Genomic DNA, 14,360 nt, shown 5'->3' on the forward strand with positions numbered 1-14,360 from the left:
TCAGCGGCTAGCGATAAAGCCTTGTTATCGCATCGCATAACAGTGTTGCGTGCCTTCTCCTTTGGCCTTGACGGACGCCGCGCACACCGCAAGATGCGCAACTTCTTTCCCGCCCACCCGGAGCTCGTTCTCGTCCATGTCGCTGTCCCCCGAAGCCCGCAAGACCCTCGCCGGCATCACCACCGCCACCATCACCACGGTCCTCCTGAAGAAGGGCCTGCGCAATGTCTGGATGCGCGGCGCGCGTCCGCTGCGTCCGGGGTTGCCGCGGCTGGTCGGCCCGGCCTTCACGCTGCGCTTCGTGCCGGCGCGCGAGGATCTGGCGACGCCGGAATCCTGGTCCTCCCCAATCTCGACCCGCACCGCGATCGAGGCAATGCCGGAGGGCTGCATCACCGTGGTCGACGCCATGGGCATCACCGATGCCGGCATTTTCGGCGACATCCTCTGCGCGCGCATGGTCAAGCGCGGTGTCACCGCGCTCGTCACCGACGGCGTCGTGCGTGACGTCGAGGGCGTGCTCGGCACCAACCTTCCGGTGTGGTGCGACGGCTACGCTGCGCCGCCGTCGGTCGCGGGCCTGACCTTCGTCGGCTGGGGCGAGCCGGTCGGCTGCGGCGGCGTTGCCGTGTTTCCGAACGACATCGTCGTCGCGGACCAGGACGGCTGTGTGCTGATTCCGCAGGCTATGCTCGAGCACGTGCTCAACGAGGGCGTCGAGCAGGAGCGGATGGAAGCCTGGATCGTCAATGAAGTGAACAATGGCGCCGTCCTGCCGGGCCTCTATCCCATGAACGCCGAGACCAAGGCGCGCTACGCCGCGAGCAAGAAGTAACGAGAAACCAAGCGAGGTATCCCATGGATATTCATGTCGCAGGCACGCGGCCGACCCGCCGCGCGCCCAAGGAGAACTTCACCGGCACGGTGTTGCAGGACCCCGTCATCATGGCGCCCGCGCCTGCACGGCTGAACTGCTCGCGCGTCTCGTTCGAGCCCGGCGCGCGCACCAACTGGCATCACCATCCGCTCGGGCAGACGCTCTACGTCATCTCCGGCGTCGGCCGCGTCCAGGCCAAGGGCGGCCCGATCAGGGAAATCCGCCCCGGCGACACCGTCTGGATTCCGCCGAACGAATTGCACTGGCATGGCGCTTCGCCCACCAACGGCATGACACACATCGCCATGCAGGAAGCGCTCGACGGCGTCTATTCGACTTGGCTGGAGCCGGTGACCGACGCGGAATATTCAGCGCCGGTGGGCTAGCAACGTGCTCCTGGACAAGATGCATCGCCTCGTGGCGATGCATCGCCGATCCGGGGCCTAGAATTCTCGACGGCACCACGATTACTGGCCGGCTCTGCGGAGCAATTCTGCGCGCTGCAACGCGTCCGGGACTCGCGAGCTTGTCCAAGTCCTGCGCATTTGTGGCGCCGTCAGAGGCGCCGCTCACAAAGCGTCGCGGCCCGCATCGGTGATCCGGTATTCGACTTCGCCTGAAACCAGTGGTTCCGTCTCAACGAGTCCGAATTCCACGAGTCGGACGACGATTTCATGGTCGAACAGCGGTGGGCTGGTCCAGGCCTCGAAAGCTAGCCGTCTCAGGAAATCGCGCTCGGTTGCGGTAAGGTCCATCGGGCAAAATCTCCCCACCCAAGAACCAAGGCCGCGGGGGCGGTCCTGGTTCCTGCCGGACCATCTCTAAATGTCCCCGAAAGCGCTCAAAAGCCCGATTGCGATGGGCAACAGGGCAGCGCACGACCGGAGTGCGGGTGTGCTGGAGTCCAGGCCAGCAACAAGGATCCAGATGCCGAAGCCGACGATGAAACCCGAAATCGTATAGGCGAGAACTTTTTCCATGAGCAAACGCAAGCTGGTGGTGATGATTCATCGCTCTCAAGGTGACGTAAGCTATTTCGCGACCCGCGCTTCCTCCTTCTTGCTCACGTGCCAGACCACGAAGTGGTAGTGGGGCACGTCCACGCCAGGGTGACCCGGGTTGAAGTAGATGTTGACGTGGTCAACCCGTCCAGCGAAGCCCAGCGCCTCCAACGACTTGTGATCGTCGATATCCTTGATGGGCACCATATACACGCTCGCCACCAGGCGATCCCTGCGATCAAAGCACAGGAAAGGCCCTAGCGGCAGAGTGTCGGGTTTGACAAAGAGAATGCCCAAGCCGGGAAAGAATTTCGGGAAGTTCACGAGGTCGCTGACGCGCTTGTATCCCTTCGTTTCGGCGATCCTCCGCTGATTTGGCTGTAAGGCAGCGACGTAGAGCCTTTTGTGTGGTTTGCCGTCCGGGCGAGTATGCGGTTTGCCGTCATGACGAGTTACCGCCTTGGCTTTCCCGGTGTTGGCTTTCCCATTATCGTCGGTCGATGGCAGCGTAGTTGGAGCGAGCGTCTGCGGAGCCGGCTGCTCGAATGGAAAAAGTTGCGCGGCCGGCTGCCTGACGTCGGCAGTCAATGCAAGCAACGTGACCAAGGCTCCGGTCACCAGTGAATTGCGCATCAAGACCTCCCAGTGCTTGGGTCATCGGCCCTGCTGGCGTTCTCGCCATCGCATAAAGTCCTGGAACAATTGTTCGCGGTCAGGCGGATTGCTGATCGGTTTTTGCTCGAGGAAACGACCGAACGCCTTGCGAAGCGCGGCTTCCCCGCCGGATTGCTGCTGGAGCCAGCGCTCCGCAGGTTGAAATCGCCGCCAACCAGGAACCAGCGCGGCCAGATTCACCTCTCGCCATTTGGGGTGATGGTCATCACCCAGAAATTCAGGAAACCGCGAGAACAGTGTCTGCACGAACAGTTCCAGAAGCGGAAACCGCTCGCTGCGGATCGGCCAGTTGTAAGCGAAAAGCGCGCATTTGATCGCGATGGTGTCGACGCTCTCAGAGGCGCCGATAATCTCTGGATAGTCTTCATGGCGCAGCGTCGACGGCAGATAATCTTGCTGAAGCAACGCCTTCGAGTAAGGAATGGAGAGAAAGTGAAGGCCGTCGCCTTGCGCGGAGCGAACCAGGAAACTGACCGGCTTGCCCGACACCAGCAGAGCGGCGGAGATTTGCCCCTTCCGCATTCCCTCCAGTGCTGCGTCCGGAGCCAGGTTGGATTCGCTGACCTTCACCTCGAGATGGTTGAGCACCTCGCGGCCGAGGACAGCGCCTGCACTGCCTTCTTCGCCGAGATTGACCCGCTTTCCCGCCAGATCCGACACGCTCTGGATCTCGGGCCGCGCAAGGAGGTGGAACTCTTCGACAAACAGCGGGGCGATGTAGACGAGCTTGTTTCCGATATCTCCGAGCGTTCCTGAATCTCGAAGACGATCAGCCAGCAGGACAGGAGCGATCGCCATGTCCGCGCCTGCCAGGCTCAGTATATCGATGATGTTGCGAACGCCACCATTTCCCACTATTGGCAGCACCCGCAACGCGACCTCGCCGTGAGGGCCGGTCTCCTGGCCACTGGCCAGCGTCGTTGCAATGTCCTGAGCGATGGCAAACTCAGTGCTCTGCGCCGCGCCGGTTACAAATCCTGTCGTGTGCGGATCAGATCTCGCAGCTTCCTTCCGGGGTACACTTTCTTTCCGCGGAGACACCTTCGCCTTTTCGTTGGAGGAAACGGATGGCCGGGTCTGCGCGAGGGATGTCTGGACCTGTCCGCCGAGCCAGGTCGCTGCAATGAGTGCGGTGAACAAACCGGCCCGCATAGCTGCGCAGACCCTCATTGTTCAAGCCTATTCGCGGCGTCAACGTCCGCTTGGCGCGGTCTTATCTTATCTGGCAAATCCCCCGCCCATCGGTCGCATGACGGTCGGAGTGGGTTTGCTTGGACTTCCCAACGCGCCGATCGGAGCGACGTTCCCCGGCACGTCTGCGCGTGATCGGCGAACCGCGACTAGAATGCCAACCGTCAGGCAAGCCTCGCCATGTTTAGAGTCATTCCGCCTTCCACGTTCCCGTACATGTGGTGCCGAAGCCTGAGGTGCCGACGAGCTGGCCAAAGCCCATGACGCGCTTGATGCCGCTGCTTAAGACGACTCTGATATTGCCGGCGTTGGCGACGCGCCCGGACGCACTTACCGCCGCGCTGCTGGATGCGACCTGACCATTGCTGATGCCGATGGCGACCGTCGAGCCGTTGCCGCAGGCTTCTGACGACGACGCGATCCGCACGTTCCAGGTGCCGTCGAAGCTCGGGGGCGCAGCGCTTGCCCGTGCGACCGGCAGGGCAATAGCGAGGAGGCTGATCAAAAATCCTTCGGAAATGGCTCATGACTCGCCCCTGGGTTTGAACGTGCAGGAAGCTTGCCACCGTGTTCGGGCGCGTCGACGTGAGGGCTGTCACTCCGATTCCGTGGGCGTGACATTGCGCACGCTGGACGGCATGCTGTGCAGCGCAACGTGACAAGGCGCCGCGGCCGTGTCCTGCTGCCTTGCGTCCCGAACGGCTGTTCGCGAGGGGAGATACGATGCCTGAATCCGACAAGGTATTTGCCGGTTCGGTCCCGGAAAATTACGACCGCCATATGGTTCCGCTGATTTTCCAGAGCTATGCCGACGACATGGCGCGTCGCGTCGCCGTACGCGCGCCAAAGGCCGTGCTGGAAACCGCGGCGGGAAGCGGCGCGGTTACGCGCGCGGTCGCGGCTCTCTTGCCGCCGGACGCAACTTACGTGGTAACAGATCTCAATCAGCCGATGCTCGACCATGCAAAGCTTCGGCAGGGCGCCGATGCGCGCCTGAACTGGCGCCAGGCCGACGCGCTGTCACTGCCGTTTCCGGACAACTCGTTCGACGTCGTGTGCTGCCAGTTCGGTGCGATGTTCTTCCCGGACCGCATCAAAGGCTATCAGGAGGCGCGGCGAGTTCTAAAGCCGCAGGGCATTTTCATTTTCAATGTCTGGGACAGGATCGAGGACAATGTCATTGCCGCCGACGTCACGGATGCACTGGCCGAGTTCTTTCCGGACGATCCGCCGCGATTTCTTGCACGCACGCCGCACGGTTATCACGACACCGCCTTGATCCGCCGCGACGTGCTGGGTGCAGGGTTTTCAGCCGTGACGATTGAAACACGGTCCGATCAAAATCGGGCCATCTCAGCGCAGCTTGCCGCGATAAGCTACTGTCAGGGCACGCCCCTCCGCGGCGAAATCGAGGCGAGGCGTCCCGACGCGCTGGAGGCTGCTACCGCTCACGCGGCAAAGATAATTGCCGCCCGCCATGGTGAGGGCGAGATCTCCGCAAAGATCCAGGCGCACGTGATCGAGGCGACGCCCTAGATCGACATGAACTAATTCACGCGCGTCCAGGTCTGGCCGCCGCAGAACATGCCGCCGAAGGCACAGCCCTGCACGCGCAGGCGGTCGCTGCCCCGCATCGCGATCGTGGAGTCGTAGGTCGAGCCGGTGTTGGGATCGACGATCCGGCCGGTCCATTTCTGGCCTTGAGCCGGTTTCATGTTGATCAGGATCTGCTCGCCGTTCTGGTCCGACTTGGCGTCGACTGAGTAGCCGCAGAGATTGTTGCCGCACTGCTCGATACGGACCTTGCCTTCCTTCTCCTCGGTGAGCCAGACGCCAAGCGGCGAATTGAGGTCGCGCGTGGGCGCAGGCGTCGCTGCGGCCGGAGCGGCCGTCGCCTGAACGGGAGGCGGAGCGGAGGCTGGTGGCGGAGCCGGGGGCGCGGGCGGCGCAACCGCCACGGTGGCCGGCGGAGCAGGCGGCGGCGTGAGCGCGGGAGCAGCGTCCTGCTGAGCCGGAGCAGGCGAAGACACGACAGCGGTTGCGGCCGGCGCGTTGTTGGCGGTCGTGGTCGGCGGCGGAGCAGGCGGGGCGGCTGGCGCTGGAGGCGGCGCGGCGGCTGTTGGAGCTTGCGTCGCTGCGGGCGTCTGCTCGGCAACCGGCGGCGGCGCTACGGGAGCCGGCGCGGGACTGGCTTGCGGTCGCGGATCGACCTTGGCCTGCTGGGGTGGCTGCGTGTCGGTTTTGGGAGCAACCTTCGTGTCGCTCTTGGCATCGTTCTTGGCGTCGTTCTTGGCCTTTTTCGCCTTGCCCTGGCCGGTGTTGTCGTAGACCCCGGGGATCTGCACCGTACCGCGGTCGGGGTCGATGCGGATGGTCCGACCGCCATACTCGAAGGTGTATTGCGCTTGCGCGGCCGTGCTCGCCAAAAGAAATGCGGCCATCGCCAACAGCTTTTTCATAGCAATCTCCTGAGCAGGTCGTCCCCGTATCAACGCTTACGCCCTGGCCCCGTGGCGAAACGTGATCCAGATCACTTTCAAGCTATGAGTCGTGCTCCCTTCGATGTTGGTTCAATGCGCGCCAACTCGGTCCAAGGTTTGACCTGCAAGCAGCCGAAATGCGGACAGGCGCGATAAGAGCATGATCCGGAAAAGTTCATGCTCGAACAAGAAATTAGAGCGCGATGAGGAGTTATCGCGCGCGCTAGTCGAACCAGGCGCCATAGATTTTCTGGTAGCTGCCGTCCTCCATGGAGACGTGCAGCCACTGGTCGACGAAGGCTTTCAGCGCGACGTCGCGCTGGAGCCAGTAGGCCTTCTCGGAGAAATCGAACGGTTTGTCCGGATGCACCGCGCACAGCACGCCCTGATGCTGCTTCTGCTGGTAACGCGTCTCCGAGGCGTCGGTCATCATCAGGTCGGCATTGCCCTTGGCGATCTCGTCGAAGATCGCGGTGTTGTCCGGAAAGACGTTGATATCGGCGTCCTTGATGTTGGCCCGCGCGAAGCGCTCGTTGGTGCCGCCGGGATTGACGATGACGCGCGTGCCCTTCTTGTCGATATCGGCGAGCGTCTGGTACTTCGCGACATCGGCGCAGCGTGCGATCGGGGTCTTGCCCTCGCGCATGATGGGCGTGGAGAACAGGCCCTTCTTCTGGCGGTCGAAGGTGATGGAGATGCCGCCCATCGCGACGTCGAACTGGTCGGCCTCAAAGTCCTTCATCAGCTTGGGCCAGGCGGTCTGGACGTACTCGACCTTGACGCCGAGCGCCTTGCCCAGCGCCTCGGCCATGTCGACGTCGAAGCCGCTGAACTTCTGCGTCGCCTTGTCCAGAGAGGTGAAGGGCCGGTAATCGCCGGTCATGCCGACGCGCAGCGTGCCGCGCTTGATGATCTCATCGAGGCGGGAAGGGGACGTTGTCTCCTGTGCATGGGCCGCAAAGCTCACCACCACCGCCGCGGCCAGCGCCGCCAGTCGTCGAACGATCATCTCTTTCCCACCCTCACACGAGCTGTCATGTTGCTCCGGAACCTGCGGATTTAGACCAGATGTCCGGGACTTGCGAGAAGGAAATTGTGAAGTGACGCTCTCCCTGCATGAGGTTTCCGTCGGCATGTTTGCGCCGTTCCTGCGCAACCTGTCCGCGGTGCTGGACAAGGCTGCCGCCTACGCGGAGGCGCGCAAGATCGATCCGGCGATCCTGCTGGGCATGCGGCTCTATCCGAACATGTATGATCTGGCACAGCAGGTGAGCGAGGCAGTTCGCCACGCCGTTGTCGGATCCGCGCTGCTTGCCGGGCGCGAGCCAATCACGTTTGGCGATGCGAAGCCTGATCTCGCTGAGCTGCAGCGGCGCATCGCGGCTGCGGTCGATTTCGTCGAAAGCCTGCCGCGCGCCGAGATCGATGCCGCGGGCGAGAAGGAGGTCGCCTTCCGCCTGAAAAGCGGCGTCGAGTTGCCCTTCACCGGACGCTCGCTGCTCTTGACCTTCACGGTCCCGCAATTCTTCTTCCACGTCACGACCGCCTACGACATCCTGCGGCACGCAGGCGTCGATCTCGTGAAGAAGGACTTCTTGGGCAGAAAGTGAGGCTTACGCCTCACCTTTCCGTACGATGTCGGCGACCGAGCTGCGGTTGGCGATCTCGTCGCGCAGGACCTCGAAGCGCTGATGCGCTTCGCTCTCGCGCTCGTCGACGAACTGCACTGCGGCATCGCCTGACATCGGTCCGCTGATCACGGGTGTGGAATACTCGCCGATGGTTTCGTGGACGTAGTAGAGACCCTCGTCGCCGCGCTGCACGGTCCATTTGAACCGCAGCGCCGCCATCGGTCCGGGGCCGAGCTTGCTGTAGCCTTCGGCGTCGATCGGGTGCTCCGGCACCAGCGGCTGCTCGTCGACCACCGGCTGCTCGTCGGCACTCGCATGCTCGTCGATGCTCGCGAACTTCTCAGTCTCGGGCGGCGCCTCGGGGTGTTCGAGAATGCTGGCGATCGTCGCCAGTGCGTGATCGGTCGGGTCGATGTCTGACAAAGGTCCATCCTCCAAGAGGACGCGCCGGCAATTCCGTCCCACGACCGGTCGCGACCTGTCACCCTAGGTTGCCTTTGATTAAGGCCAGGTTTGGGCCCGATTGTGCCGAAATGGGACGTCCGGTTGACCGTGGCGAGGCAATTTCCGTCTTTCCGAAAATGATCAGGCAAGGACGTCCTGATTGATCACGTTCTGGCGGATCGGATCGCCGTCGAGCGCGCTCAGGATATTGCGCGCTGTCTGCTCGCTCATGCGATCGACCGCCTCGACTGTGACGCCGGCCACATGCGGCGCCATGATCACGTTCGGAAGCGCGAACAGCGAGTGTCCAGCCGGCGGCGGCTCCTGCTCGAACACGTCTAGCCCGGCGCCGGCAAGCCGGCCCGAGGTGAGCGCATCGTAGAGCGCCTTCTCTTCGACGATACCGCCGCGTGCGGTGTTGATGAGATAGGCCGACCGCTTCATCAGGCCGATCCGCGCCGCGTTGAACATGCCGACGGTTTCGGGTGTCTTCGGGCAGTGGAGGCTGACGAAGTCGGCGCGGGCCAGCGCGGCGTCGAGATCGGTGACCGGCTCGCAACCGGCAGTCCTGATGTCGGCCGCCGGCTTGTAGGGGTCGTAGACCTGGACGTTCATTTCCATCGCAAGGCAGCGCTTGGCCGTACGGCTGCCGATGCGGCCAAAGCCGATGACCACCACGGTCTTGCCGTAGAGATCGAAAGGCAGGATGCCGAGCCGGTCGGCCCATCTATCGTCCCTGACGCAGGCGTGCAGCTCCTGGGCGCGCTTGGCCAGCGTCAGCATCATGAACAGCGCCGCTTCCGCCACCGAGGGCGAGTTAGCGCTGCCTGCGATCATCAGCGGCACCTTGCGGCGGGAGAGGGCGGGCACATCGACGGAGTCGTAGCCGACGCCGATCCGCGTCACCACCTGCATGTCCTTGGATGCCTCGAGCTCGAGCTCGCCGAATCGGGTCGGGCCGAGCGCCACGCCGTGAACCGGCGCATGCGCCGCGAGCATCGCCTGGAAATCCGCAGACGAGATCAGGTTGGAGAACTCGACGAGCTCGATGTCATCCCGCTGGGTGAGGAGGGCGCGTGCGCCCCGCGACAAAGTCTGCGCGACAAAAATCTTCTTCTTGTTGGTCGCCATCGTTCCCTACCTGCTCGAAGCTTTTCTCGGCCGGCCATCACAGCACGAGGCCGGTTGCCTCGTTTAGCAGGTGCATGTTGTTGAGGTCCATCGCCAAACGCATGGGTGCCCCGTCCTTGGCGCCGGCATTGGGATTGACGCGGCCGCAAACTGCAGCGCCGTCCATGGTGAAGTAGACCAGCGTCTCCATGCCCATCGGCTCGGTGACGTCGAGCACGGTGTCGAAGGTCTCGACGCCGGGGTCCAGATGCGCATGCGACTCGGTGATGTGCTCGGGGCGGATTCCGAGCTGCAGCTTGTCGCTGCGCGGCAGCGTGTTGTAGCGCGAGGCGCGCGCCGGCGGCAGCGGGAAGGTGACGCGGTCGCTCAGGCGGATATTGAGCTGGCCGCCGACGTCCTCGAGCCGGCACGGCACGAAATTCATCGCGGGCGAGCCGATGAAGCCCGCGACGAAGCGCGTCGCCGGCTTGTGGTAGAGTTCGTTCGGCGTACCGATCTGTTCGATGCGGCCCTTGTTCATGACCACGACGCGGTCGGCCAGCGTCATCGCCTCGACCTGGTCGTGGGTGACGTAGACCGTTGTGGTGCGCACCTTCTGATGCACCTTCTTGATCTCGATCCGCATCTGCACGCGCAGCTTGGCGTCGAGATTGGAGAGCGGCTCGTCGAACAAAAACACTTTCGGATTTCGCACGATCGCGCGCCCCATCGCGACGCGTTGGCGCTGGCCGCCGGAGAGCTGCTTCGGCTTGCGGTCGATCAGGTCGGTGATATCGAGGAGGCGGGCGGCCTCCGTCACGCGCGCCTTGATCTCGGCCTTCGGATAGTGTTTCAGGCGCAACCCGAACGACATGTTCTCCGCCACCGTCATGTGCGGATAGAGCGCGTAGTTCTGGAACACCATTGCGATGTCGCGGTCCTTCGGGGGGACGTCGTTGACGATGTCGCCGCCGATCGTGATGTCGCCGTCGCTGATGTCCTCCAGCCCTGCGATCATGCGCAGCGTCGTCGACTTGCCGCAGCCCGACGGGCCCACCAGCACGATGAACTCGTGGTCTGCGATGTCGAGATCGATGCCGCGCACCGCCTCGACGTCGTCGTAACGCTTGACCACCTTCCGCAAGGACACGTCAGCCATGAATCGTCAACCTCTCGATTTCAACCCTTCGTCGCACCGGCGGTCAGGCCGGCAATGTAGTAGTCCATCAGGAAGGCGTAGATGATCAACGGCGGTGCTGCGCCGAGCAGCGCGCCGGTCATGATCTGGCCCCAGTTGAAGACGTCACCCTTGATCAGCGTCGTGGTGATGCCGACCGGCAGCACGAGCTGATCGATGGAGGTCGTGAAAACCAGGGGATAGAGGAACTGGGCCCAGGAGACCGTGAAGGCGAAGATCGTCGCCGCGATCAGCCCGGGCAGCGCCACCGGAATGAAGATTCGAGTCAGGGTCTGGAGCCAGGATGCCCCATCGATGATCGCGGCTTCATCGAGCTCCTTCGGGATCGAGGCGAAATAGCCGATCATGATCCAGGTGCAGAACGGCACCGTCAGCGTCGGATAGACGAACAGCAGCACATACCATCGATTGAGCAATGTGATGCCTGTCAGATCCTGGATCAGCGCGAACATCTTGAACAGCGGTATGAACAGCAGGCTGTCCGGAATCAGATAGGTCAGGAACACGCCCGTGGCGAGCGTCGCCGAACCCCAGAACTTCATCCGTGCGAGCGCAAAGGCCGCGGGAATGCTGATCAGCATGGTCACGATTACGACCACGATCGAGACCATGGAGGAATTCCAGAAGAAGCGCAGGAATTGGTTTGAGGTCAGGAGCTCGAGGTAGTTCGACAGCGTCGGGTGGAATACCCACCATGGATTGGTCGCGGCCGAGATCTCCGCGCTGCTCTTCAGCGAGGTGATCAGCATGTAGATGGGCGGCGTCAGCGAAAAGATCACGAACAGCACCAGGAAGAAGTAGGACCAGCGCAGCGCCCAGGCGCGGTCCCGGCTCATGCTGCCATATTTGACCTTGCGCCGGGGACCGGCCTTGTCGATCGCGAGGGTGCTCATCAGGCTTCGTTCCCTCGTTTGTTGACGTCGCGCAGGATGAAGATCGCCGCGACGGCGAGGATAGGGACCATGAATAGCGAGACGCTGGCGCCGAGCGGGATGTCGCTGCTCTCGATGCCGACCCGGAACGCGTAAGTGGCAAAGATCTGGGTCTGGTCGAGCGGCCCCCCCGAGGTCAGGATGCGGACGATGTCGAAATTGGCGAAAGTGACGATCAGGGAGAACAGCGTCGTGATCGCGATGATGTTGCGCATCATCGGCAGCGTCACGTACCAGATCCGCTGCCACCAATTGGCGCCGTCGATCGCGGCGGCCTCGTAGAGCTGATCCGGCACCGATTTCAGCGCCGCCAGATACATGATCATGAAGAACGGTGCGCCATACCAGACGTTGACCAGGATGACCGAGAAGCGCGCCCACGCGGCGCTGCCGAGCCAGTTGACGGGGCCGATGCCAAAGAAGGAAAGCGTGTAGTTGAACGCGCTGTAGGAGGGATCGAACAGCCAGAGCCAGGCCAGCGTGCTCATCGCCGGCGGGATCACCCACGGCACCAGCAGCATGCCGCGCCATTTGCGCTGGCCCTTGGCCGGAATGTTGTGCACGAAATGCGCGACGATGAAGCCAATCAGCGCCTTGAAGATCACGGCCGTGATCGCGAAGATGCAGGACTGCTTGACCACCATCCAGAACGTTTCGCGCTTGAACAGGAAGGTGAAATTGCCGAAGCCGACGAACTTCTGCATCGACTTGTTCAGCGTCGCGAGGTGAATCGAGAAGAGAGCAGGGTAGAGCACGAGCAGCGCGATCAGGAGAATCAGCGGCAGCGTCAGAAAGAACGCCACGGTCGATTTTCGCTTCAACGCATTGTGCAGGCTCGACCGTTTGCGTGCGCTCGCGGTACCCGCAATGCGACCGTGCTCAACGACGACATCGGCCATGTCAGTGTCCTCAGGTCAAACTTCCTTGGGTCAAGCTTCCCTGCAGAATGTCCAACGGTGAAGCCGGCACGCGCGTGTCGGCTTCATCAGATCACGTCCATCGAATGGAGGGGTGCCCGGCGGCCCACGCGCGAGGCGTGAACCGCCGTGGCACACCCCGGCTCAACTTCGCATGAAGCCTTCGCACTCGCCCTCGGCCCAGGCTAGCGACTGCTCCAGTTTCTCACCTTGCGCAAAACGAAGCGCCATCTTGGTCAGCGTCGCCTGCGCATAGATCTGCTGGGCGATCTTCGGCGGCGCCGGAGAGGCCGCGATCGACAGCGTCTGGTGATTGTAGGGGTTGGGATAATGATAGAGCGTGCCCTTCGGCGGCCCTTCCTCGGCCCAGGTCTTCAGCGTCGTCATGTTGGCGTAGGCCGGCAGGTCGTAGCCGCCGCTCGCCGCAACGAATTTCTCGATCGATGACGGCTGCGACAGATAGGTGAGCAGGCTCTTGGCCGCTTCCTTGTTCTTGGAGAAGCTCCAGAGGCCCCAGAAATAAGGCAGGAACGGCGCAAAGCGGCCCTTGGGACCCGCCGGGAAGCCATGCGTCCAGCATTGCTCGGCGACCTGCGGCGCGTCGCGCTTGGCAACCGCCCAGGCACTCGGCGGATTCATGATGAGGGCGCCGCGGCCCGAGATCAGCCATTTGTTGTTCGAGGCATCGTCCCAGGACGGTGCGTCCGGCGGGAGGAAGGCGATCAGCTTCTTGTAGTATTCGAGCGCCTGGCGGACCTCATCGGTCTTCACCGTGAGGTCGCCCTTGGAGTTGACGAGCTCAGCACCGAACGACTGGAAGATGGCGCCCGCCGTATCGACGCTGTCGGTCGTCTCGCCCAGACCGATGCCGAACGCAAAGCCGGCTTTCTGGCAGGCTTCCGCCGCCTTCAGGAAGGTATCCATGTTCCAGCTGTCCGCCTTGGGCGGGCTGCCTGCTGGATACAACTCCTGAACGTCGATGCCTGCGTGCTTCTTCATCAGGTCGATGCGGGAGCAGGGCCCCTTGATCTGGCTTCCGGGCGTTGCAGGAACCGCGAGCCACTTGCCGGCGGCCTGGCCGAGATATTTGACGGTGCCATTCACCTCGCCGTTCTGCTTGATCGCCGGTTCGACGACGTCGTTCACCGGCTCCAGCTGCTCGGCGTAAGCATGCGGCCACCAGGTGTACATCTGAAGAATGTCGTGACCGGATTTGGCCTGCGCTTCGGCGGCGACGGTCAACTCGATCTTCTTGTTGTTGCTGGTGATGTAGTCGATGGAAACCTCGACTTTTTCTTTCGCTGCCCACTCGTTGACGAGAGCCCTGGAGGTGTCGTTGGCGCCGGGCACCCAGTGATCCCAGAAGCCGATCGAGAGCTTGCCGGCGGCGTAGGCGCCGCGCACATAGGGCGCGGTGATCAGAGCTGCGGAGGACATGGCAGTTGCGGCCACAAACTGTCGCCGCGTGAGCTTCTTGCGTGACATCTCGTTTCCTCGCTTTGGTCTTGTTGTTTTGCTTTTTGTTTTTTTTCTTGCCGTCAGCTCGCGTGGCTAGTCACGTGAGCAGCGGAGAATTGGTAGCGCGATCAGATCAGAATTGATCGCGTCTGTCGAGAAATCCCACGCACGCAATTTCTTGAACTAACGTTGAGCCCAACGCAGTGGCAACTCGCGATGCGCGCGTGACTCAGTGATGAACCTCGACGCCTCCTTTTGCGACGCACACTGTGGTCGGGATGGGTGAAGATCGTTCGAGCGCAATTACGCCGCAGTTCCGAACAAACCTGAACTAACCGGTTCGCAGGACAGACTTTTCGGATGTGGAGGGTTGCTCCTCGATCTGGACCGGATCGATGCGAAAACGCTAGAGTTCCGATCCGGCAGACCTATTGCGCGATTCCACC

Annotated in this window: 16 protein-coding genes; 4 read left to right on the top strand and 12 right to left on the bottom strand. The window is 62.5% G+C overall.

Annotation, left to right across the window (positions count from 1 at the left end):
• The first annotated feature begins 136 nt into the window (after positions 1–136).
• Positions 137–835, top strand: coding sequence for a ribonuclease activity regulator RraA (locus tag ACV1FX_RS33540; RefSeq protein WP_473121821.1), 699 nt, complete (start codon positions 137–139; stop codon positions 833–835).
• A gap of 23 nt (positions 836–858) precedes the next feature.
• The gene (locus ACV1FX_RS33545; RefSeq protein WP_473121822.1) at positions 859–1,263 is read left to right on the top strand and encodes a (R)-mandelonitrile lyase; all 405 of its coding nucleotides are present in this window, start codon (positions 859–861) and stop codon (positions 1,261–1,263) included.
• Positions 1,264–1,446: 183 nt separating this feature from the next.
• Here ACV1FX_RS33545 and ACV1FX_RS33550 read toward each other — a convergent pair whose 3' ends face one another.
• The 4 genes from ACV1FX_RS33550 to ACV1FX_RS33565 all read right to left on the bottom strand — a co-directional run bounded on the left by ACV1FX_RS33550 (position 1,447) and on the right by ACV1FX_RS33565 (position 4,249).
• Positions 1,447–1,632, bottom strand: a complete 186-nt coding sequence (locus tag ACV1FX_RS33550) for a hypothetical protein (protein WP_473121823.1) — start codon at positions 1,630–1,632, stop codon at positions 1,447–1,449.
• A 276-nt stretch (positions 1,633–1,908) separates the two neighbouring features.
• Complete coding sequence (locus tag ACV1FX_RS33555) at positions 1,909–2,511, bottom strand: hypothetical protein (RefSeq protein ID WP_473121824.1); 603 nt, start codon at positions 2,509–2,511, stop codon at positions 1,909–1,911.
• 21 nt (positions 2,512–2,532) lie between these two features.
• Positions 2,533–3,693: a TAXI family TRAP transporter solute-binding subunit gene (locus tag ACV1FX_RS33560; protein ID WP_473121825.1), complete on the bottom strand. Its 1,161-nt coding sequence runs from the start codon at positions 3,691–3,693 to the stop codon at positions 2,533–2,535.
• A gap of 241 nt (positions 3,694–3,934) precedes the next feature.
• Positions 3,935–4,249 (bottom strand): hypothetical protein, encoded by a 315-nt coding sequence (locus ACV1FX_RS33565; protein WP_473121826.1) that lies wholly within the window; start codon positions 4,247–4,249, stop codon positions 3,935–3,937.
• Between the two features lie 218 nt (positions 4,250–4,467).
• On the opposite strand from ACV1FX_RS33565, the gene ACV1FX_RS33570 reads away from it, so the two are divergent.
• Positions 4,468–5,280, top strand: a complete 813-nt coding sequence (locus ACV1FX_RS33570) for a class I SAM-dependent methyltransferase (RefSeq protein ID WP_473121827.1) — start codon at positions 4,468–4,470, stop codon at positions 5,278–5,280.
• Between the two features lie 11 nt (positions 5,281–5,291).
• On the opposite strand, the gene ACV1FX_RS33575 is transcribed toward ACV1FX_RS33570, so the two are convergent.
• Both ACV1FX_RS33575 and ACV1FX_RS33580 read right to left on the bottom strand, forming a co-directional pair.
• Positions 5,292–6,203, bottom strand: a complete 912-nt coding sequence (locus tag ACV1FX_RS33575) for a DUF2147 domain-containing protein (protein WP_473121828.1) — start codon at positions 6,201–6,203, stop codon at positions 5,292–5,294.
• A gap of 244 nt (positions 6,204–6,447) precedes the next feature.
• Positions 6,448–7,233: a transporter substrate-binding domain-containing protein gene (locus ACV1FX_RS33580; RefSeq protein ID WP_473121829.1), complete on the bottom strand. Its 786-nt coding sequence runs from the start codon at positions 7,231–7,233 to the stop codon at positions 6,448–6,450.
• A 103-nt stretch (positions 7,234–7,336) separates the two neighbouring features.
• Here ACV1FX_RS33580 and ACV1FX_RS33585 point away from each other — a divergent pair, with 103 nt between their 5' ends.
• Positions 7,337–7,834: a DUF1993 domain-containing protein gene (locus ACV1FX_RS33585; RefSeq protein ID WP_473121860.1), complete on the top strand. Its 498-nt coding sequence runs from the start codon at positions 7,337–7,339 to the stop codon at positions 7,832–7,834.
• A 3-nt stretch (positions 7,835–7,837) separates the two neighbouring features.
• On the opposite strand, the gene ACV1FX_RS33590 is transcribed toward ACV1FX_RS33585, so the two are convergent.
• The 6 genes from ACV1FX_RS33590 to ACV1FX_RS33615 all read right to left on the bottom strand — a co-directional run bounded on the left by ACV1FX_RS33590 (position 7,838) and on the right by ACV1FX_RS33615 (position 13,941).
• Positions 7,838–8,278, bottom strand: coding sequence for a hypothetical protein (locus ACV1FX_RS33590; protein WP_473121830.1), 441 nt, complete (start codon positions 8,276–8,278; stop codon positions 7,838–7,840).
• A 162-nt stretch (positions 8,279–8,440) separates the two neighbouring features.
• Positions 8,441–9,430, bottom strand: a complete 990-nt coding sequence (locus tag ACV1FX_RS33595; protein WP_473121831.1) for a hydroxyacid dehydrogenase — start codon at positions 9,428–9,430, stop codon at positions 8,441–8,443.
• Positions 9,431–9,467: 37 nt separating this feature from the next.
• A complete protein-coding gene (locus ACV1FX_RS33600; RefSeq protein WP_473121832.1) occupies positions 9,468–10,568 on the bottom strand; it encodes an ABC transporter ATP-binding protein in 1,101 nt (366 codons plus the stop codon).
• 20 nt (positions 10,569–10,588) lie between these two features.
• Positions 10,589–11,500: a carbohydrate ABC transporter permease gene (locus ACV1FX_RS33605; protein ID WP_473121833.1), complete on the bottom strand. Its 912-nt coding sequence runs from the start codon at positions 11,498–11,500 to the stop codon at positions 10,589–10,591.
• Complete coding sequence (locus ACV1FX_RS33610; protein ID WP_473121834.1) at positions 11,500–12,438, bottom strand: carbohydrate ABC transporter permease; 939 nt, start codon at positions 12,436–12,438, stop codon at positions 11,500–11,502. Before ACV1FX_RS33610 ends, ACV1FX_RS33605 begins: the two co-directional genes overlap by 1 nt.
• A 162-nt stretch (positions 12,439–12,600) precedes the next feature.
• Positions 12,601–13,941: an ABC transporter substrate-binding protein gene (locus ACV1FX_RS33615; protein WP_473121835.1), complete on the bottom strand. Its 1,341-nt coding sequence runs from the start codon at positions 13,939–13,941 to the stop codon at positions 12,601–12,603.
• Positions 13,942–14,360: the final 419 nt, after the last annotated feature.

This window comes from Bradyrhizobium ingae, from assembly GCF_055791185.1.

What these genes read in the sequence shown, in the direction of transcription:
- ACV1FX_RS33540 (WP_473121821.1), top strand. Translation starts at nt 137, where the DNA reads ATGTCGCTGTCCCCCGAAGCCCGCAAGACCCTCGCCGGCATCACCACC.
- ACV1FX_RS33545 (WP_473121822.1), top strand. Translation starts at nt 859, where the DNA reads ATGGATATTCATGTCGCAGGCACGCGGCCGACCCGCCGCGCGCCCAAG.
- ACV1FX_RS33550 (WP_473121823.1), bottom strand. Translation starts at nt 1,632, where the DNA reads ATGGACCTTACCGCAACCGAGCGCGATTTCCTGAGACGGCTAGCTTTC.
- ACV1FX_RS33555 (WP_473121824.1), bottom strand. Translation starts at nt 2,511, where the DNA reads ATGCGCAATTCACTGGTGACCGGAGCCTTGGTCACGTTGCTTGCATTG.
- ACV1FX_RS33570 (WP_473121827.1), top strand. Translation starts at nt 4,468, where the DNA reads ATGCCTGAATCCGACAAGGTATTTGCCGGTTCGGTCCCGGAAAATTAC.
- ACV1FX_RS33575 (WP_473121828.1), bottom strand. Translation starts at nt 6,203, where the DNA reads ATGAAAAAGCTGTTGGCGATGGCCGCATTTCTTTTGGCGAGCACGGCC.
- ACV1FX_RS33580 (WP_473121829.1), bottom strand. Translation starts at nt 7,233, where the DNA reads ATGATCGTTCGACGACTGGCGGCGCTGGCCGCGGCGGTGGTGGTGAGC.
- ACV1FX_RS33595 (WP_473121831.1), bottom strand. Translation starts at nt 9,430, where the DNA reads ATGGCGACCAACAAGAAGAAGATTTTTGTCGCGCAGACTTTGTCGCGG.
- ACV1FX_RS33600 (WP_473121832.1), bottom strand. Translation starts at nt 10,568, where the DNA reads ATGGCTGACGTGTCCTTGCGGAAGGTGGTCAAGCGTTACGACGACGTC.
- ACV1FX_RS33605 (WP_473121833.1), bottom strand. Translation starts at nt 11,500, where the DNA reads ATGAGCACCCTCGCGATCGACAAGGCCGGTCCCCGGCGCAAGGTCAAA.
- ACV1FX_RS33610 (WP_473121834.1), bottom strand. Translation starts at nt 12,438, where the DNA reads ATGGCCGATGTCGTCGTTGAGCACGGTCGCATTGCGGGTACCGCGAGC.
- ACV1FX_RS33615 (WP_473121835.1), bottom strand. Translation starts at nt 13,941, where the DNA reads ATGTCACGCAAGAAGCTCACGCGGCGACAGTTTGTGGCCGCAACTGCC.